Annotated in this window: 11 protein-coding genes and 8 pseudogenes; 9 read left to right on the forward strand and 10 right to left on the reverse strand. The window is 47.1% G+C overall.

What is annotated here, in order from left to right; all coding sequences use genetic code 11:
• Window positions 1–30: 30 nt before the first annotated feature.
• The 4 genes and pseudogenes from ACTWJ7_RS31680 to ACTWJ7_RS31695 all read right to left on the reverse strand — a co-directional run bounded on the left by ACTWJ7_RS31680 (window position 31) and on the right by ACTWJ7_RS31695 (window position 3,613).
• Window positions 31–864, reverse strand: coding sequence for a DUF58 domain-containing protein (locus ACTWJ7_RS31680; protein WP_443146227.1), 834 nt, complete (start codon window positions 862–864; stop codon window positions 31–33).
• Window positions 813–1,256, reverse strand: coding sequence for a hypothetical protein (locus ACTWJ7_RS31685; RefSeq protein WP_443146228.1), 444 nt, complete (start codon window positions 1,254–1,256; stop codon window positions 813–815). Before ACTWJ7_RS31685 ends, ACTWJ7_RS31680 begins: the two co-directional genes overlap by 52 nt.
• A pseudogene (locus ACTWJ7_RS31690) lies at window positions 1,253–2,241 on the reverse strand (AAA family ATPase). Before ACTWJ7_RS31690 ends, ACTWJ7_RS31685 begins: the two are co-directional and overlap by 4 nt.
• A 103-nt stretch (window positions 2,242–2,344) precedes the next feature.
• Window positions 2,345–3,613, reverse strand: coding sequence for a polysaccharide deacetylase (locus ACTWJ7_RS31695; protein ID WP_301882555.1), 1,269 nt, complete (start codon window positions 3,611–3,613; stop codon window positions 2,345–2,347).
• Window positions 3,614–3,858: 245 nt separating this feature from the next.
• On the opposite strand from ACTWJ7_RS31695, the gene ACTWJ7_RS31700 reads away from it, so the two are divergent.
• Complete coding sequence (locus tag ACTWJ7_RS31700; RefSeq protein WP_301882554.1) at window positions 3,859–4,503, forward strand: DedA family protein; 645 nt, start codon at window positions 3,859–3,861, stop codon at window positions 4,501–4,503.
• Between the two features lie 72 nt (window positions 4,504–4,575).
• On the opposite strand, the pseudogene ACTWJ7_RS31705 reads toward ACTWJ7_RS31700, so the two are convergent.
• A pseudogene (locus ACTWJ7_RS31705) lies at window positions 4,576–5,882 on the reverse strand (MFS transporter).
• Window positions 5,883–6,055: 173 nt separating this feature from the next.
• Here ACTWJ7_RS31705 and ACTWJ7_RS31710 point away from each other — a divergent pair.
• The 5 genes and pseudogenes from ACTWJ7_RS31710 (at window position 6,056) to ACTWJ7_RS31730 (ending at window position 11,330) form a co-directional block, all read left to right on the forward strand.
• A complete protein-coding gene (locus ACTWJ7_RS31710) occupies window positions 6,056–7,567 on the forward strand; it encodes a spore germination protein (protein WP_301882552.1) in 1,512 nt (503 codons plus the stop codon).
• A 114-nt stretch (window positions 7,568–7,681) separates the two neighbouring features.
• Window positions 7,682–8,787, forward strand: a pseudogene (locus tag ACTWJ7_RS31715) (Ger(x)C family spore germination protein).
• Between the two features lie 6 nt (window positions 8,788–8,793).
• Complete coding sequence (locus tag ACTWJ7_RS31720) at window positions 8,794–9,030, forward strand: hypothetical protein (protein ID WP_301882550.1); 237 nt, start codon at window positions 8,794–8,796, stop codon at window positions 9,028–9,030.
• Window positions 9,031–9,123: 93 nt separating this feature from the next.
• A pseudogene (locus tag ACTWJ7_RS31725) lies at window positions 9,124–10,157 on the forward strand (GerAB/ArcD/ProY family transporter).
• Between the two features lie 51 nt (window positions 10,158–10,208).
• Window positions 10,209–11,330 carry a GerAB/ArcD/ProY family transporter gene (locus ACTWJ7_RS31730; protein ID WP_301882549.1) on the forward strand — a complete coding sequence of 374 codons (1,122 nt, stop codon included), beginning with the start codon at window positions 10,209–10,211 and terminating at the stop codon, window positions 11,328–11,330.
• A 50-nt stretch (window positions 11,331–11,380) separates the two neighbouring features.
• On the opposite strand, the gene bcp is transcribed toward ACTWJ7_RS31730, so the two are convergent.
• The 4 genes and pseudogenes from bcp to ACTWJ7_RS31750 all read right to left on the reverse strand — a co-directional run bounded on the left by bcp (window position 11,381) and on the right by ACTWJ7_RS31750 (window position 14,521).
• Window positions 11,381–11,845, reverse strand: coding sequence for a thioredoxin-dependent thiol peroxidase (gene bcp / locus ACTWJ7_RS31735; protein ID WP_285080760.1), 465 nt, complete (start codon window positions 11,843–11,845; stop codon window positions 11,381–11,383).
• A gap of 44 nt (window positions 11,846–11,889) precedes the next feature.
• Window positions 11,890–12,632: pseudogene (locus ACTWJ7_RS31740) on the reverse strand (ABC transporter permease).
• Window positions 12,633–12,678: 46 nt separating this feature from the next.
• Entirely contained in the window at window positions 12,679–13,473 is a 795-nt protein-coding gene (locus ACTWJ7_RS31745) for an ABC transporter permease (RefSeq protein ID WP_024630763.1), read from the reverse strand.
• A gap of 1 nt (window position 13,474) precedes the next feature.
• Window positions 13,475–14,521 (reverse strand): ABC transporter ATP-binding protein, encoded by a 1,047-nt coding sequence (locus tag ACTWJ7_RS31750; protein ID WP_024630762.1) that lies wholly within the window; start codon window positions 14,519–14,521, stop codon window positions 13,475–13,477.
• Between the two features lie 205 nt (window positions 14,522–14,726).
• On the opposite strand from ACTWJ7_RS31750, the pseudogene ACTWJ7_RS31755 reads away from it, so the two are divergent.
• Window positions 14,727–15,767, forward strand: a pseudogene (locus ACTWJ7_RS31755) (LCP family protein).
• Window positions 15,768–15,848: 81 nt separating this feature from the next.
• Window positions 15,849–17,167, forward strand: a pseudogene (locus ACTWJ7_RS31760) (glutamate-1-semialdehyde 2,1-aminomutase).
• Between the two features lie 190 nt (window positions 17,168–17,357).
• On the opposite strand, the gene ACTWJ7_RS31765 reads toward ACTWJ7_RS31760, so the two are convergent.
• Complete coding sequence (locus tag ACTWJ7_RS31765; RefSeq protein ID WP_443146229.1) at window positions 17,358–18,653, reverse strand: aminotransferase-like domain-containing protein; 1,296 nt, start codon at window positions 18,651–18,653, stop codon at window positions 17,358–17,360.
• 178 nt (window positions 18,654–18,831) lie between these two features.
• Between ACTWJ7_RS31765 and ACTWJ7_RS31770 the strand changes: the two are divergent.
• Window positions 18,832–19,769, forward strand: a pseudogene (locus ACTWJ7_RS31770) (DMT family transporter).
• The last annotated feature ends 311 nt before the right edge of the window (window positions 19,770–20,080 follow it).

A 20,080-nucleotide genomic window follows, 5' to 3' on the forward strand; every position in this document is an offset into this window, starting at 1 on the left:
GCTACTGTGGAATTCGCTTGAAGGTTTCCATTATGCTCCCACATCTGTTACCTCCGCCTTTCTCATTGAAGGTAATGAGCCGTCTGTGATCCAATGGATCTGTACTCCTCTTTGACGAAGCTGTTCCAGACTTTCATTGCCCGCGTCACGATTGGTTTGATCGGTCAGTTGAACATCTACCCTGTACCCCAACCCGGTTGCACACATTACCCAGTCCACCAGAGCGTCATCCATTCTTCCGGTGAGAACCACAATTCGTGACCCGATCGCAATTCTATCCAACATCTCTGTACGAAGCGACGGAGTTATAGCGTGAGATGTTGAGATTCGTGCCTGTGCCAGTTTGTCCAGTTCATGGCTTTCAGGTGAATACAAGAGTTCTTGTTGCCATTTCTCCTGGTGGGCAGATCCTGACCCACCGCCTTCTGTCCACAGCTGATAAGGTATGTTATCCCGTTCAGCGGTATAAATCCAACGAGCAGCTGCACGGACCGCACGTTCAAAAGCAGGCGTATCTCTCTTTTCTGACTGCTTTACTTCATAACCTGATGCACCTTCATACACAAGGATACCCAGCGAGGCAGAATCTGAGGATTCAGGCAAAAAAGTCTGAAGCCGACCCGTTTTGGCTGTACTTTTCCAATGAACACGCCCAAGAGGATCTCCTTGCTGGTATTCCCGGAACTCAGGACTTCGATTTCCCTGACTGCTTCTTCGTTCAGACAGCGCATCTTCACCTATGGCTGAGCATTCTCCGGGAGCACTCTCGCCCCATTCCATTGCTTGAGGCACAACAATTAGCGGGGTATGATTCACCGTCTCTGCAGAGGCCGTATTCCATCCGAAAATATCACCCCAATACAATTTCCCTGATTCCCATCTGTACACACCTCTTCGCAAACCCGATAATTCATATTGATACGTAAACTGGCGACGGGTTCCGGGAAAAGTAATTTACGGTGTACGCCAGCAGGTGTATTCTCACACAGAATGATCCATAACAGTGGAATCGGACAGTCGAATTTCAGTTCCACCGCTACCGTCGTTCTTTCACCTGCCACAACCCGATTCGCATGCATTTGCCGCCGAATGTTAATATTGCGCGGACCGAAAAAATGGATACTCAGTGCGCTTGCGAGCATCAAGGTCGCGATCATGGACAGAAAAAGCGCGGCTTTACCGCCATGCCATACATAGAAAGAGGCAAAAGCCACCACCAAGACAGCACCCAACATCCGTTGACCCAGCGCACTCATTGACGCCGTCCCCTTCCCTGTGCCGCCATCTGAACAGGTACAGGGACCGCTGCCAGAACTTCCTGAATTACCTGCGCCTGCCCCCAGACTTCCGCTCTGTTCTGGGCCTTTAACTGAACACGGTGGGAAAGGACCGGGACAGCCATCTCTTTCACATCATCGGGAATGACATAGCTTCGACCTTGGAGATAAGCAAACGATTGTGCAGCAGCCATCCAGGCCAATGTTCCGCGCGGGCTAATGCCCAGTCTTACCGACGGATGACTTCTGGAGGCCACGGCGACAGCAACCAGATACTGTTTGACCACAGGGTCAACATGTACATACTTCACTTCACGCTGCATGGCTACGACTTCTTCAGCAAGCATGACAGGACGAAGTTCATCAAACAGTTCTCTGCTTTGCATCCTAGTTAACAGTTCGACTTCCTGCTCCGGCTCAGGGTATCCCAGTCCAATCTTCATGATAAATCGGTCCAGCTGCGCTTCAGGCAGACGATAGGTGCCCTCGAACTGCAAAGGATTCTGTGTCGCCAGCAAAAAGAACGGGCGTGGCAAAGCATAGGTTGTGCCATCCACCGTAATGCGTCGTTCCTCCATCGCTTCCAGTAGTGCAGACTGGGTGCGGGGGAAGCCCGATTGATTTCATCCGCCAGAACAATATTGGACATGACGGGTCCTGGGCGAAATTTGAATTCTCCCGTATGTGGATGATACATCGACGTACCTGTCACATCCGCCGGCATCACGTCCGACGTGAACTGAATTCGTCCCATAGAGCAATCCAGTGCAGAAGCGACAGCGCGAACCAGCATCGTTTTGCCTGTACCCGGTACATCTTCCAGAAGTACATGCCCTCCACTAAGCATTGCAGTCAGCACATATCGAATTTCTTGTTTCTTGCCAATTATCACACTTTCCACTCGCTTCATAACTCTATTCAGCAATTCAACGGCATGTTCATGTTCCATTCGGATATAAGACATTTCTCCTGATCTCCTTCCATCCATCGGCATTCCTGAAACATACTAATCTATGATTCAGTGTTGCCCGGAAGTAGAGAGAATAGTCCTGCACGAGCGACTTTATTCAGATCAATTTATCCATATACATGCTGGTCGCCGATGCCAGAGGCACGCTGGCTTTCACAATCCATTCCTTTTCATTGGCCTTCAGTGAATCAATATCTGTTCCCATATGCTCCATTAAATCCCGTAGCGGAACCCAGGTTGTTCCTCCCTGGCTCTGCACAACTGCCTCTGTTGTCCTATCATGGATCAATTTTGCACTTTTCGTTGTCAGTTCTCCGCTGATGCTGTCTGCATGGATGATTCGGTCTTTCCATATGGCTGTAGCTGTCCGGGTGTCTGCATTCCAGCGAGCGCTGCCGCCGAACTTTTTCATAAAGGTCCGCAAAGGCACCATGATCCGCTGATCTTCCACACGAAACTCTCCTTGCTTCAATGTGGCCGCTGTGAAGCCAATCTCCACCTTCAGTTCCTTGCCTGCCAACCACAGGTTGCTGTTCTCCTGTACATGTTCTGCAATCCACTCCGTACCCGGAGCCTTGCGTGACTTGTATTTCCCATTGGAATCGATGCGGAATTGAACAGGTTGATCCGAGGCTTTCATCGTGTCAAAACGAAAACCTTGACCGCGGTAGTACTTGATAATGCCAGGAAGTGCTTTTACCGTCTCAGCATGAGCGCCTCCATCATGCATCAACACAATGACCGAACGTGCCCCGCCAGGCAACTTGGTAGCATTGCGCAAAATTTCTTTAGCGGGAACACCCTTGCGTTTGGAATCACCACTGTCAACGTTCCAGTCCATAACGGTGTACCCGCCCAATTTCATCAGATCAAAATAACTCTGGTCAAAATGTCCATAGGTACCGCCTGGTGCACGTACCAGATTCGGACGAAATCCGGTAATTCGATTTACGACTTCCTCTGTTTGTTTGATCTGCTTCCAGAACACTTTGAAATCACTGTACAGCTGTTCATAATTATGATTAAACGTATGATTGCCCAACGCATGTCCATCTTCCACAACCGCATTGATCATCTCAGGATAACGTTCTGCCTGCTCACCAAGCACAAAGAATGTAGCCAGAACCTGCTCCTTGCGCAAAATATCCAATACTTCACGGGTATGGTTACCCGGTCCATCGTCAAAACTCAAATAGACTACTTTGTCTTGGGAATTCTCTTCTTTGGAGGCGGGCGCAGCAGAGCCCGAAGCAGAAGATGCGTAAGTTGTGCCTGCATATGCAGCAAATACACTTAGCAGTACCACAATGCGAAGAACAAGCACAGACCATTTTCCAGATAAAAATGTATGTATTGGTGTTACCATGAACGAATCAACCTCCAACGTCTCTAGTGAATTTGCTGATAGACTTCAGCAGATTTGTTAGAATTATATGGAGGACGCCCTGAAAAAAGACGCGATTTTGTTTTATAATTTTTCACAATTCGGGATGGCTCGTGATTGATTCTTCGCTTCGGATTAGGTAGCATAATGGACAGGTAGGATCATGAACAAAACGCCTTGGAGAGTAAGTATCTCCTCCCACCCTGTCTGCAGGAGAGTGAAGTCTATTGGAATGGCTTGAGAAGGTCCAGCATCTGTTTGGATCCTACGGATACAGCGTTTTATTTTTTGGCTTATTGCTTGAATTCATTGCCCTTCCCTTCCCGGGAGAAACGACCATGGCTTATGCAGGATATCTGTCCTACAAGGGTCATCTGGACTTTGGAATACTTGCCATCCTCGCTTTCCTGGGAACGACGATTGGCATGACGATCACGTATTTTATTGGTGCCAAAGCAGGTCTGCCGTTCATTACGCGATATGGAAAATGGTTTCTAATGAAACCGGACAAGCTGGATAAAACGCAAAAGTGGTTTGCCAAGTACGGCAATGCTCTGATCTTCATCGGTTATTTCATTCCGGGAGTGCGACATTTCACCGGATATTTCGCGGGTATAGCCGCTGTTCCCTTTCGCAAATTCGCTCTCTACGCCTATTCAGGCGCATTGTTCTGGGTGTTTCTGTTTCTGGGCATAGGTAAATTATTCGGTCCCCAATGGAACGCGGTGTTCCAGCTTGCCCATCAATATACAGCTTACATTGTCGCAGGTATTGCACTGCTGTTAATTGCAGCCGTACTTTACCGTTATCGAAAAGCGTGGGCAGCCCGATCGCTGCGCAAGCCTGCTGCTGTTCGGCAAAGACAAAAGTAAACGGTGAGGGTGCCAAACCTCCGGGTTAACTCTCTGTTATTAGCAAGGAGCTGCATGTGCGGCTCCTATTTTTCATGTTCTTTTGGTTGTGCGTCTAATCTTAAAAGCTTCACGTGCCCTTAGCCATCCATAAGCGGTAAGCAAAATAGCAATTGCTGCGAAACCCAAACCTCCTGCGAAACCAAGCTTACGGGGCTCAACCACTTCCAATAATAAACCCGCACCAAACATGGATAACCCCAGCATGCTACTACTGCATGCCGTTACCAAACCATAGATGAGTCCTCGGTATTTCTCAGGTGTATCTCCCATCAACAATGTATCCAGACAAGCATTGCCTACCCCCGACATAAGGGCCAGCAGAATATAGATCAGAACTGCGATCACAGGCAGAGTCGCGATACTAAGAAGCATAAGTAATCCCCCTTCTACGAGTAGACACATGACTACTCCCGGGAGTAACCATTGCTGAAAATAACGAGCGCACCAGTTGCTTAATACCAGCCCTATACCTAGCGCCGCATAGAACAGACCTACACCCCAATCCCCAAGGCCAAACACTTCAATGGCATATACGCTAATCAATACATTGTCGATCCCATTTATGACCGGTACCCACAACTCGAACAGGATGATGATCTGTAATGCTACAGAGGACCGAACCAACCGCCATATAACCAAGAAAATAGGCGCTGCAATGGAGTTTCGAGCGATCACAGAATTTCCAGAAACAGCACCTCCAGAACCATCTCCCCTTCCAGAAGTACTCTCACGTGGTTCAGTCTCAACCATAGGCGGAAATAAGACGTTGCGTATTAAACCTGCTGCTATTAGAAAGCATAAGGCATTCGTAATAAACGCAGCCTGTGGACCAATCACGGAAGATGTGATTCCCCAAGAAAGGCACCTACTATCAGCACGGTACCGTTCATTACCTGTTCAAGTCCGTTAATTTTGAGCAAATTCTCCGGTTGAACAAGCAATGGTATTCCTGATTTCCGGACAGGCGCATAGAGAGCCTCACCACACGCTAGTAAAGTACTCGCTGTGTATAGAATCCACATATCATCTGCACTGTTCACGAGCAAATAACTCAGAGCAAGAGGCACCCTTATCAGATTAGTAAGCAGCATAATCTTTCGCCGTGAGAAGCGTATGGTTAACATGCCTCCTGCCGGGGAGAGCAGCAGAAATGGAAGCACACGCAGACCAAGGGCTAGTCCTATGGCAAGTCCAGATCCTGTTGTACTGAGAATTAGCGAAAGCATGGCGACCTGACAGAAACGGTCACCTATGCCGTTCACTAATCCGGCGACAAAGAACTTGCGGTACTCCGATTCTTTTTGTAGCAGAAGTAATACGGAAGATCTGGACAACATGAAAAACCCTCTTCTCAAAATTAGATATAAATCTAATTAGATATTATGCTAATAATAAAGGATTGACAATGTTCTTTTTTATTCTGCGGGATAATCAATAACACATTTGTGATAATCCTGATTCATCCAGGTCATACTAATTTGCAAATATAGGGTGTATAAGGGGTGAAGGAATGAGTACAGCATCGCAGAGCAGTCTGGATCAGACGATATCTCCGAATCTTACGGATAATATAGATTACTGCAACCAAGTGATGGGGAATAGCAAAGACTTGATGATTCGCCCACTGCATTGTTTGCAAAAATGGCCTTCTGTCATGTTGTACATCGATGGAATGGTGGATGTGCAGATTATCAATCGTTCCATCCTGGAATCCTTGTTACAAACCCGGGAGATACCTGAGTTTTCGGAGGATAATGAGCATCTGGTCTATCTCCAGAATGACGTGCTAGCGGCCAGCAACGTGTTATTAATTGATGAGATGAAAGACATTCTTGATGCCCTTCTGGCGGGCTTTGCCGTTGTGCTCCTAGAAGGTTCCACTCGGGGCCTGAAAATTGCAGCAGCAGGCTGGGAAGACCGTCCCGTCGGTGAACCGATCTCCCAGACCGTTGTTCGAGGGCCCATGGAAGGCTTCAATGAAAACTTACGTACAAATACAGGCTTAATTCGCAAACGAATTCGAGACCCCCATCTCTGGATTGAGGAAAGGGAGCTTGGTCGAGTCACGAACACCAGGGTAGCAGTGGTATATCTGGAGCATATCGTTGATCAAGAGGTTGTAAAAGAACTGCGGCGCAGACTGGATGAGATTGATATTGACGCTATTCTGGAAAGCGGATATATCGAGGAACTCATACAGGACAAAACAGGTACGATCTTCCCTACGGTTTATAACAGTGAGCGACCAGACAGCGTATGTGCTGCACTGCTTGAAGGTCGGGTAGCGATCATTATAGACGGAACTCCTTTCGTACTGCTTGTCCCTGCCCTGTTTGTTCATTTCTTTCAGTCTCCCGAAGATTACTACCAACGTGCCGACATCAGTTCGTTAATTCGACTAATCCGTTATCTGGCTTTTTTTATCGCGCTGCTCGCTCCATCCTTTTATATTGCCATTACTACCTTTCACCAGGAAATGCTGCCTACCAACCTGCTTATTAGTCTGGCAGCTCAGCGTGAAGGTGTTCCATTCCCGGCATTCATTGAAGCCATCTTAATGGAGCTAACCTATGAGATTTTACGGGAAGCCGGCATCCGGATTCCGAAGACTGTCGGTCAGGCCGTTTCCATTGTGGGTACCCTTGTTATTGGTCAGGCCGCAGTAGATGCAGGCGTTGTATCGGCTGCCATGGTTATTATCGTATCCATTACAGCGATATCCAGTTATGTTATTCCGGAAAATGGACTTTCCATCTCTGTACGGATTCTGCGTTTTGTCCTGATGATTCTAGCTGCCGCCTTTGGTTTCTACGGGATTCTGATGGTTCTGCTGATTACGGTAACCCATCTATGCAGTTTAAGATCCTTTGGTGTGTCTTATATGTCCCCGTTTGCACCTTATATCGGGAAAGACCTCAAAGATACCATTTTCCGCGTGCCTTGGTCCCGGATGAAAACCCGTCCGATCTCTACCGGAACTCCGAACGTAACCAGACAGGCAAACAAAAAAACGAAGCGATAATCGGTAAGGAGAACGTGTATGAACAAATGCCTACAATTGATTCTATCTTTTGCCGTTCTGCTCCCTCTCCTTACCGGATGCTGGGATCGACAGGAACTCAATGAACTTGGCATCATGCTGGGTCTTGGTGTGGACAAGGATGGAGACATGATCAAGGTGAGTGCCCAGGTTGTTGTTCCCAATGAAGTATCCTCCAAGTCAGGGGCGGTAAAGGAACGCCAGTGACTCAGTATCAGGCTTCTGCGCCTACCTTGTTTGAAGCCATTCAAAAGTTAACACAATCAAGCCCACGCCGCATTTTCATGGCGCATATCCGTGTGATGGTCATTGGTGAAGAGTATGCACGGAAAGTCGGGATTTACGACATTACTGAAGCATTAATGCGTGAACCTACCGTCCGTCCTGATTATTACGTCATGGTTGCACGTAACACAACAGCCTCCAAAGTACTTGACGTGCTCACACCACTTGAGAACTTACCTGCAGAAAAGATGTTTAATTCACTGGATGTATCCACCAAGACCTGGTCACCCACAACAACCGTAACCGGGGATCAATTAATGGAATATATCCTTTCTCCCGGAATACAGCCGGTAATCACAGGGGTTGAGGTTGTTGGTGAAGCGGAGAAAAGTGGTAGTCAAGCTAATATTACAACAATTAAATCTCCGGCCAAGCTGAATTCAACTGGACTATCCGTCTTTAAAAAAGACAAGCTCATTGGCTGGTTAACGGAAGACGAATCTAAGGGATATAACTATATTCGAAACAATGTGGTATCCACGATCGGTCATCTTCCTTGTCGAAAGGATGGTTATGTGACCTTTAAAACACTTCGAACAACAACCAAACGCAAAGCAAAAGTCGTTGCGGGACACCCTGTAATCGACATTAAGATAAAAAATGTATCATCTATTGGTGCCGTGGAATGCGGAATTAAAATTGGTTCAATGAAAGTCCTCAAGGAACTGGAACGTGACAGTGAGGAACGACTTAAAGATCTGATGCAAGAATCCATTAAATCGGTACAGCGCAAATTTCATGTCGATATATTCGGGTTTGGGCAAGAGGTTTATCACTCGGATCCCAAGTTTTTTAAAAAGGTGGAAAAGGATTGGGACGACTATCTCGAAAATCTGGATGTTCATTACGATATCAATGTGCAAATCAAACGTGTAGGCACACTGGATGATTCGTTCAAAGATCAAATTAGGGAGTGAGACAGGGTGCTACTTACACTTAGTGTCATTGTGACTGCAGGGCTAATTGGGTGGTTCGATCTGCCTAGACTCATCCGTCGTAAGGAATGGAAGGAAACTATTGTGTACAGTGCCTTGCTGCTCTTGGCTACCTTCCTCAGTGTATTTGCGATCAATTTGTGGGAATTTCCCAGTCCGCTTTATCTCATCATATGGATCTATGAACCGGTAAATCAATTTTTAGCACACTTGACTGGAACTTAGGAAAAAAAGGAGGTGGACATTATGCTTGAACAGGGCCGCATCGGAATAAGACAATTGTCCACCCTTATATTCATGATGGTGGTCGGGGATATGATGCTGATCTATCCTTCGGTTATCACTTCCTATGCCAAACAGGATTCCTGGATATGTGCACTTATCGGCGTTCCACTCGGAATGCTGCTCATGCTAATGTACTTAAAGTTATGCAGCTTGTATCCAGAGAAAAATCTGATACAGATTCTGCGCAGTATCCTGGGATTTTGGCCAGGTTCTTTAATTTCCGTATTTTACCTTTTCTTTTTTGCCGTAGGGGCTTCAGCCCATACCAGAGAAGTCGGAGACTTCATCACGTCTCAAATTTTTCAATATACTCCGATTCGAGTCATCATTCTGATGTTTGTCATCACCTTGGGCTGGGGCCTGTATCATGGCTTAGAAACAATGGGACGCAGCAGTGAATTACTGATGCCTATCCTGATCGTATTTATTTTTGTACTTGCACTCTCTCTGCTGCCCAGATTGATCCCAGCAATTTGAAACCTTTGAAGGACACTAGCGTCGTTCCCATCCTTCAGGGAACTCTCGTTAGTATCATATATCCGGTAGGTGAACTGATTCCCATTATGATGGTTCTTCCTTACACAATAAAACAGGCGCACCAGACCCGGGACGTACTTTTGTCAGCAGGAGCTGGAAACCTATTGCTTGCGATCCTGGTTACCATCTCCTTGCTCGTTCTAGGCGCTTTCCTTACACAGCATAATATTTATGCTTCCTTTGTTTTATCTCAGAAGATTAATATCGGTGGTTTCTTTGAACGGATCGAAGCCATTATGGCTTCTTCCTGGCTAATCTCCACGTATGTCAAAGCAATAGTGTATTTGTATGCATTTGTTGTTGGATGTGCCGAATTATTCAGGCTCAAGCAGTATCGCATGCTTATCTTGCCAGCATCCTTGTTGGTATTTGCCCTTGCCAATTTGGTCTCGCCCAATTTGACTTTCATTGTCATTACCGTCGTTCCATACTGGGTAGATTGGGACACCACATTATGTATTATTTTTCCTGGATTGTTATTGTTGGTGCATAGGTTCAAAAAAGGATGGAAATCAAAGTCTTCCGGATAGCATAATATTGATGCCTCTGTTAGCTGTCGATTAGAAAGGAGGATAGAGACCATGATTATTAAAGATAAAATAACTATCCGGCAATTTGCACTGCTTACCTTTCTTGTCATGGTTGGGGATATGATTCTGATCTATCCTTCATTGGTCACAACCTTGGGCAAACAGGATGCATGGATATGTTCTTTCCTCAGCCAGCCTATCGGTCTATTTATCATTTGGATCTTTTACAAGCTACACCAAACCTACCCTGAACTATCTTTAATTGAGATTTGCCAGAAATTGCTTGGTTCATGGATTGGATCGATCTTGTCTGCTGGTTACCTGTTCTATTTCGCCATTGGCGCTGCCATCTGTATCCGTGAGGTTGGAGACTTCATGACGACTCAAATCTACCTCGAAACCCCCATCCGTGTTATTTTAATTATGCTCTTGTGTGCGCTAATCTGGGGCCTAATGAAAGGATTGCAAACCATGGGGGCAACGAGTGAACTATTGACTCCAATTGTTGTTGTCTTTATGGCTCTTCTGTTCGTGGGGCTGCTGCCCAAAATAGACGCTTCACATCTGCGACCATTCCTGAGCAGCAGCTGGGTCCATTTGGTTGAAACCGTTATTCGCGGAGCATTTACCTCCTTCGGGGAACTGATCGTACTTACGATGATTCTTCCTTATGTGACGTCAGGGCCACACGTTAAACGAGATCTGCTGCTTGCCACTTTCTGTGGAGGCCTGCTACTATGTGTGCTGTTATTGTTTTCCCTTATGGTTGTAGGACCTTTTCTGACCCAGCATAACATTTTCATTTCCTACACCCTGTCTCAAAAAATTAATGTGGGTAACTTTTTTGAGCGTATTGAAGCCTTTATGGCTACTGCTTGGTTAATTGCAACCTATTTTAAAAGCCTGTTGTACATGTTTGCTTTTGTTATCGGACTAGCTCAGCTGTTTCGGTTAAAAACATACAAACCACTCATTCTCCCTTCATCCTTGCTCATGTTTGCATTGTCCATCCTGATTTCTCCCAATGTCATTTTTTATATTGAAACCATTATGCCTGCCTGGGTGGATTGGGATATAACCGTATGTTTTATCATTCCGCTCCTTCTTCTACTTGTTCACCGGATCCGTTCTCGCAAGAACAACCAGACAACTTCTGATCGTGTTTCAACATAAAAAAGGCTGTGTTCACGTCAGAATCCGCGAGCACAGCCTATAATATTTTTTTATAACTCCCTTACCGCTTCCAGCGCAGCTTCAATATGTCCTTTGACTCTCACTTTCGACCACGACTTCAGAAGGACACCCTCTTCATCAATGAGGAACGTGGAGCGTACCATCCCCATATATTCCTTGCCATACAACTTCTTGAGCTGCCATACGCCGTATTGCTCGGCAACCTGATGTTCTTCGTCTGACAGCAAGATGAATGGCAAGCCGTATTTGGCAATGAATTTGTCGTGCTGCTTCATCGGATCAACACTAATCCCCAGAATAACTGTATTTAACCCCTCAAACTCCTCATGACGATCACGGAAATCACATGCCTGCTGGGTGCAGGACGAAGTCATATCCTTCGGGTAAAAATAAATCAACACCCGCTGTCCGCGATAATCCGAGAGCTTCACCGTCTCTCCCGTACTGGACGGAAGCTCGAAGTCTGGTGCCAACTTTCCTTCGGTTAATGTCATCTCATTTCCTCCTTTCGTCTATGCTTTCGTAAAAAGTGGTTCCGTTATGATCCCGCTCCGCGATACTTCTTCACGCCATAATTCCAGAGCAGAAGGCCCATGGAACCAAACGCTAACCCCATCACAGGTGTCAGCATCGCCATACGATGCATTTCCGTTCGTTCCAGGAACAGGGCTGCGGGATAAATGCCCACAAAGGCAAACGGAATGACCCACGTTAATAGCACCTGAATTGCACGGTTATAGATGGTTACCGGATAACGTCCATATCCCTGAATGTTGTACATTAATGGCAGGATGCCTGTAGGCGCGTCCGAATAGAAAGACAATGACGTTAAAGTGATATAGATTCCTGCATAGATTAACACGGAACTCAGAGCAAGAATAATGAGGGCCGGAATATGCCACCACTCCAATCCAAGCCCCATCTCCGCACCACTAATGCCCATAATGATTAGGCCAATAAATGAACCAACGAGTGCGGCGGGTCCACATTTTCAAGTAAAATCTGGAACAGGTTATGCGCAGGCCGGGTCAATATGCGATCCATCTCACCTTTGACGATATATCGTTCACTGAATCCCCATAGATTGATAAAGCAACTGAAGATGCCGTAAGGCACCATAAAATATCCATAGACAAAAAGGACTTCACTCTCACTCCAGCCACCCAAATTATCAGTATGTCGGAAAACCACAAAGATGAAGATCAGATTGGTTGCCTGGAACAGCAAATCCGAAAGGATCTCGACCCAAAAGTCGGCGCGGTATGTGAGACGTGTTTTCATGTAATTTTTTAAATATTCCCAGATCAGACCCAAATAGTACACTTGGTTACCCTCCTTGCACGAACAGACGCTTGCGCGCCTGACGCCAGATCAGCATCATCGGAATGAGCAGTATGACAAACCAGAACACCTGAATGCCGAGTACACTCCAGATGCCAGTGCCTTCCACTCTTCCGGTGAAGACGGAGCCGGGCAGATAGGTAATGGCCTGAAAAGGCAATACTTTCATCACTGCGGACATCCAGCCCGGATAGAGGCTGATTGGGATAATCAGACCGGAGAACAGATCAACCACGACGCGTTTCATGCGCATCATGCCCTCATTGTTTTCCACAAAGAATGCGGCCAGTCCCGTAATGACATTAATCTGGGAGTTAATCAGGAAACTGAAGAACAGCATGACCAGAAAACCAATCCACGCGGACGGCGCCGTGGGCAGTTCAACCGGGAACAACAGAATGGCAATGAGCATTCCCGGAATCATGAGCAGCAGGAAACGGAAAATCCCTTCACCCAGACCCTGCATCATTTTGACCATGACATAATTGATCGGTCTTATAAATTGAATGGCAATGGAGCCATCCCGAATGTCTGTGGCTATTTCCCGGTCCAGGTTGTTAAAATAAAACGCACGCGCCATCCACGATACCGCCACATAAGTCGTCATCTGAGCTGCCGTAAAACCGCCTAGTTCACCACTACTGCCGTAAATGGCTTGCCAGGTAAAGTAATACACGCCGATATTCAGCGTATATATCAAAATGCCGGAATAATAATTCACCCGGTATGCAAGCATCGTCAGGAACCGGATGCGCATAAAATCAAAAAATGCACTATTCATCTTAGGATACACCCACCGTTCCGTTCCCGGCTCCCACAATCTCGGGACGCTCAGCGGAACCGGATTGGTAAATACTGCGCACGATCTCATCCGTGTTAATCTCAATAATCTGAATATCGGTAATATCTGCCTGTCCAACAACACGCCCAAGCACATCCGACACATTGAGTTCAAGTGGAATCCAGACCGATGCGGACAGTTCATTCTCCACCGTCCAGCGAACAGGCAGTGCAGCAGTCCATTCCAGCATTTGCTCCATGGTGTGACCCGTGCCGAACTTGAATCGGATTTCTCGTTCCTTGCCCCACTGGGACTTCAGATGATCCAAACCGCCATCATAAATGATATTGCCTGCATCGAGCATAATAACTCTTGAGCATAACGCTTCGATGTCCTGCAGATCATGGGTAGTCAGCAAAATGGTTGTTCCGTGTTCCTTGTTCATGTCTTTCAGGAATTCACGAATTTCCGATTTCACGACAATATCCAGACCAATGGTTGGCTCATCCAGGAAAACAATATCCGGATTGTGCAGCAGTGCAGCGACCAGTTCACAGCGCATACGCTGTCCAAGACTGAGCTTACGAACCGGACGATTCAGCAGATCCTGAAGCTGTAACCGCTCAACCAGTTCATCCAGACGTTTGCGAAAATCGACCTCACCTACACGATACACCTTGCGCAGCAGATGGAAGGACTCAATGACACCGATATCCCACCATAGTTGGCTGCGTTGACCAAATACGACACCAATATTCTGTACAAACTTCTCACGTTCCTGATACGGAACATATCCACCAACCGATATCTGCCCTGAAGTAGGCACCAAAATGCCGGTCAACATCTTGATCGTTGTTGATTTACCGGCACCGTTCTCCCCAATATATCCGCATATTTCGCCCTGCGGAATCTGAAATGAAATATCATTTACAGCCAATACCTCCTGGTATTGACGTGCAAACAGGTCTTGGAATGCGCCCTTGAGCCCTCCTCGGCTTTTCTGGACGCTAAACGACTTGCGCAAATCTTTGACATCAATCGCCAGCATGATTATACCTCACTTGGATTTTGTTGAAATTGCTTGTAGCCCAAAAAGAAATTATAATAGTATCAGTCAAATTTCAGCAAGCTTTAAAAAAATAGTCTGAGGCCGCGTCCTCTGTTGCATCTCACAGAAATGTCGTGTACGGAAAGCCCGGGCTATATCAAATTGGAATCATCTTCATTTATTTTGAATACAAAGGAGAGCTAGCATGACCAGAAAGACGAAGAGAACCATTTGGATTTCTCTTGCCGCCTTCGTGCTGATTGTTGGAGGCGCTGCGGCATTTTATTTCGGTTCTATTCTCAATCAGTTGAATGGCTTGCAAAAGGAAGGCGACAAATCGCCGTTTGCCGGTATCGAAAATGTTGAAAAGTAAGTACACCAGACCCTCCAAAATGGGAAGGCACCGAAACGGTCAATATTCTCGTTATGGGTGTCGATGCCCGCGGGCTGGAGAAGGGGAAGTTCCCCGTTCTGACAGCATGATGGTCGTTTCGCTTGACCCACTCACCAAAAAAATCAATTTATTCTCCATTCTGCGCGACACATACGTCAATATTGACGGGTACGGCAAGGAACGAATCAATACCGCCATTACCCATGGCCCCAACGTGGCAATGAAAGCTGCAGGAGACTTGCTGGGTATCCCTATCCAGTATTATGTGTACACCGATTTCCAGGGATTCATCAAATTGGTTGATGCTGTTGGCGGTGTGGATTTTGACGTAGAGAAGGACATGCATTATACAAGTAAAGCGGACAATAACGAATACGATATTGATCTAAAAAAGGCTACCAGCATTTGGATGGCGATACAGCTCTCATGTACGTTCGTTTCCGTCATGATGCCATGTCGGATTATGCCCGCTCTGAGCGGCAGCGTGAATTTCTCAAAGCTGTAGCAGCGAAAATGCAGTCAACGACAACGATTGCCAAGCTGCCTTCCATTCTGGAAGAAGTCAATCCTTATGTAGATACCAATCTGACCCTCTCCGACATGTGGAAGCTGGGCGGACTCGGATATCAGAGCAGCATGAACGGCAGCGAGCAAATTCCGCCAATGAAAATGCTCAAGGAAGAGCGTACACCAGGCGGAGCTGAGGTGCTGTCGGTAACCAATGAAGAAAAACTTAAGCAATATATTCAAGATATCATTCATCCTCCTGCTCAAGAAGAAGGCAGCACTACCGGAGCCGAAGACAAAACGGCAAGTGGTGACGAGCTAGATACCAAGCAACCCGCACAGTAAAGAAGTGTAACACGCAGAGGGCAGCCCATATGCTGCCCTCTCGCTGTGTTTTGTTTATCTAATACGAAAGGAAGTTATCTAATGAATCCATCACGTACCCGTTCCGAAATTTTATACGAAGAAGCCCTTCAACATATTGTAGGAGGTGTAAACAGTCCCTCCCGCTCGTTCAAAGCTGTAGGCGGCGGTGCACCTGTATTTATGAAAAAGGCGCAAGGCGCGCACTTCTGGGATGTCGATGACAACCGATATATCGATTATCTCGCGGCGTACGGCCCGATTGTTACAGGGCATGCTCACCCCCATATAACCAAGGCCATTACTGAAGCAGCAGCGAATGGTGTCCTGTACGGCACACCAACAGAGCTTGAGATCCGGCTTGCCAAAATGCTGAAAGAGGCCATTCCTTCCATGGACAAGGTTCGTTTTGTAAACTCCGGTACAGAAGCGGTCATGACCACGATCCGTGTTGCACGTGCCTATACCAAACGTAACAAGATTGTGAAATTTGCCGGATGTTACCACGGTCACTCCGACCTGGTCCTTGTGGCAGCAGGTTCGGGGCCTTCCACGTTGGGTATTCCGGATAGTGCCGGCATTCCCACGAGTATCGCACACGAAGTTATCACAGTACCTTTCAACGATCTAGATAGCCTGAAAGCAGCTCTCGAGCGTTGGGGCGATGATGTCGCTGCGGTCATGGTTGAACCGATTGTGGGCAATTTCGGGATGGTTATGCCGGAGCCAGGCTTCCTCGAAGGACTCTGTGCCATGACTCGGGACAACGGCTCGCTGGTCATTTATGACGAGGTAATTACAGCCTTCCGTTTCCACTACGGCTCTACACAGACGTACGCGGGACTAGACAACCATGCCGAGATTGAACCGGATCTGACGGCACTTGGCAAAATCATTGGCGGCGGTCTGCCGATCGGTGCTTACGGTGGTCGCAAACAGGTCATGGAGCAGGTTGCTCCACTCGGCCCAGCCTATCAAGCCGGAACGATGGCTGGTAACCCTGCGTCTATCTCTGCCGGTATCGCTTGTCTTGAAGTTCTGCAAGGCGAAGGTATATATGCGGAGATGGAGCGTCTAGCTATCGACCTGACAGCAGGCCTTCAGGCTTCTGCAGATCGGTATGGCATTGCTTTAACCATCAACCGAATTCGTGGTGCCTTCTCCACCCACTTCTGTGACCATCCGGTTACGAACTATGATCAAGCACAGGATACCGATGGTGAACTGTTCGCTTCTTCTTCCGTCATATGCTGAATCGTGGCATTAATCTGGCTCCTTCGAAATATGAAGCCTGGTTCCTGACCACAGCACATACGGACAAGGATGTTCAAGAAACATTGGAAGCTGCTGAAGCTTCCTTCAAAGCTATGGCTCAGGAGTAATCAGTCATCTAACCATTCCCACATCGCACCAGAGCGAGCACTTTTGCAAGCATATAGAAATTATCACATGAAATAAGGCGTCCCACGAGCGATTATTCCGCTTGTGTGGACGCCTTTTGCAGTTTCGCTATCTCCTCACGGATAATCCGCATCCCTTCCTTGATTCGCTGCTTGGGTACATTGGATATGTTTAACCGCAGCATTTTATCCTGAAGTATCCCCTGTGCACCTTCCGGATAATATCGTTCTGTTGTATCGGCAATAACTCCCCGTTGATCCAAACGAGACAGCAAGACCCTGAGCGGCATATCCTTAGGCAGTGGAAGAACCGTATGCTCCCGCCTGTACGCGGCGCCTGTGCAAATGGAGCAAAGTCCGGGAAAGCATTAAGCTGTTGATACAATTTGTTCATCCGGGCAGCATAGCGGCTGCGGATGACTTTACCATGGTGAGCAAACATCCCGTTACGGATGTAAACCTCAAGTGCAGCCTGGGACAGTACCGCAGTGTCAATGTCGAGCATTTTTTTGTATGTACTAAACGATGCAGTAAGACTTGCAGGCAGAATAGCCACGCCAATCCGCAGGCCAGGAAACAGGATTTTGGAGTAACTTTTCAGATAAATGACCCGCCCTTCCGTATCATACGACATTAACGGGTCCTGCTTCGTGTTCTCTTCCAGATCAGCCAAAAAATCATCCTCTACCAGATAGACATCGTAACGCTGCGCCAGCCGGATCAATCTCTTCTTCTCTGCTGCAGTCAAAGAAGTGCCAATCGGGTTATGAAAACGCGGCATGACATAAAAAAATTTGATATCTCCTTCACGGAACTGTCGTTCGAGCGCGTCCCAATCCAGGCCATCCATTGAGCGTCTGACACCTGCAATCGGCACATTCAGCCCTTTCAGAAGCGAAGGCATATTATGATAACCCGGCAGTTCCAGCATTACCTTCTTTTTCCCATTCGGAAAAGGCATTAGCGCCAGCACAGCCAGTGCCTGCTGCACCCCTGACGTAATAAAGAACTGCTCTTTCCGGGCGAATACCTGGTAATCGGCGAATTGCTTCTGCAGCAATTCAATCAAGGAAGGCAAGCCCCTCTCGGTTCCGTACAAAAACAAGTCCGCCTGCTTCTTCTCCATCGCCTGGTCCACACAATGGCGAAAATCCGAATAAGGAAATACCCGCGGGTCAGGAGCTGCGGAAGCAAAATCCAGCGGGCCCTGCCACTCTCCATCCTCCACTTCGGCTCCATTCTGTACCGCATAATACCCTGACTGAGGCACCGCGTAGACCAGATGTCGCTCTTCCAGCCACTCATATGCGCGTATGGCTGTACTCACACTGCATTGATATTGCTCAGCCAGAACACGTACAGCTGGGAGCTTGATTCCTTTGTCCTGCCATTGTCCACTGTTTTGCTGCCGCAATTGATCCTGTATCCATTTCTTTAGCGATTCGGCGATCATTTCGTATTTCCTCATTGGATTCCGCCTTTCCTCCGACTTCTGTCTCACCTTAATTGTACCGGTACAGTAAACGTTTTTGTCTATTGTACCACTCTTTGTCTGGCAGTATATTGAATAAGGCCAGACAGCGTTCACAGCAACATATGCGCCGCTGTAAAAGAAAAGAAATTCGTATTTTATTGGAGGAAACCCCATGAACAATAATACCCAGTCTAGAACATACGCATATGTAGCAGCTGTTTTATATGCAGCCATTATTGGTTTATCCTTTTTGTTTGTCAAAATGACGGTGAGTGTTGCACATCCGATCGATGTACTTGCACATCGTTTTGCTTTGTCTTTACTCGTAGTCAGCATCCCTGTCATTCTCGGATGGATCAAGATCAAGCTAACTCTTCGTGATCTGTGGCGTATCATTCCGTTAGGACTGCTCTCTCCTGTTTTGTTCTTTGCCTTTCAGGCATTCGGACTCGTCTCGTCCAACTCATCGGAAGCAGGCATTATTCAGGCCATGGCCCCCGTATTTACACTTGTGCTGGCCTCTATCTTTCTGAAGGAACGTACAACAATCATGCAAAAACTGTTCCTGCTGCTGTCCGTGGCTGGTGTAGTCTTTATTTTCCTGATGAAAGGAAGCGGGATGTCGGCAGGCAATTTCAAAGGTATTGCTTTATTGCTGCTCTCCACGGTATGTTTTGCAGGATATGGAGTATTGGCAAGACCCTTGGCCCAAAAATACAAACCGATGGAATTAACCTGGGTTACCCTGATGGTTGGATTTGTAGTCTTTAACGCGGCTTCCCTGATTCGTCATGCTTCGGGGGAACCATGATGGATTATGTGAAGCCACTCGGAGATGCTTCTTACTTGGGAGCACTGGCTTATCTGGCCATCCTCTCCACCATGTTCTCCACACTTCTGGCGAGCTATGCCCTGACTCATCTGGAAGCTTCCAGAATGAGTGTATTCAGTAATTTGTCCACACTCATTTCGATTGCTGGCGGAGCCTGGATATTGCATGAACCAGTGCATGGATACCACTTCATCGGAGCCCTGCTGATCATTGCCGGTGTACTTGGCACCAATATGAGCGGAAGAAAACGCAGGCTGGTCATTCCAGATAAAGCGTGAAACAATGTGAAAAATTGTAAACGGGCATTATAAGCTTCGTCCATCTATTCTGTTCCCATCTGGGAAACAGACTGAAGGACGAGGCTTTTTTTATTTATTTACCTATAACTGTTGCAAGGATTGCAAGAAGATTGCGGGCATTGCAATTAACGAGCTGCTCTCCCTTTTCGAGAACGGCGACAGTACTATGAACAACGTGGGCAGGAAGTGAAAGAGATCCTCGTGGAAGGCACACGTCAAGCCCGCCGGGCTGCCCGTGAGACGATGCTTGAGGTTCGTGAAGCGATGGGAATACGTTATTTCGACTGACA

The sequence above is a fragment of the Paenibacillus sp. 1A_MP2 genome, assembly GCF_052244825.1.
Classification (GTDB): domain Bacteria; phylum Bacillota; class Bacilli; order Paenibacillales; family Paenibacillaceae; genus Paenibacillus; species Paenibacillus vandeheii.

Coding starts and splice junctions, on each gene's coding strand:
- ACTWJ7_RS31685 (WP_443146228.1), bottom strand. CDS start 1,256: ATGAGTGCGCTGGGTCAACGGATGTTGGGTGCTGTCTTGGTGGTGGCT.
- ACTWJ7_RS31695 (WP_301882555.1), bottom strand. CDS start 3,613: ATGGTAACACCAATACATACATTTTTATCTGGAAAATGGTCTGTGCTT.
- ACTWJ7_RS31710 (WP_301882552.1), top strand. CDS start 6,056: ATGAGTACAGCATCGCAGAGCAGTCTGGATCAGACGATATCTCCGAAT.
- ACTWJ7_RS31730 (WP_301882549.1), top strand. CDS start 10,209: ATGATTATTAAAGATAAAATAACTATCCGGCAATTTGCACTGCTTACC.
- bcp (WP_285080760.1), bottom strand. CDS start 11,845: ATGACATTAACCGAAGGAAAGTTGGCACCAGACTTCGAGCTTCCGTCC.
- ACTWJ7_RS31745 (WP_024630763.1), bottom strand. CDS start 13,473: ATGAATAGTGCATTTTTTGATTTTATGCGCATCCGGTTCCTGACGATG.
- ACTWJ7_RS31750 (WP_024630762.1), bottom strand. CDS start 14,521: ATGCTGGCGATTGATGTCAAAGATTTGCGCAAGTCGTTTAGCGTCCAG.
- ACTWJ7_RS31765 (WP_443146229.1), bottom strand. CDS start 18,653: ATGAGGAAATACGAAATGATCGCCGAATCGCTAAAGAAATGGATACAG.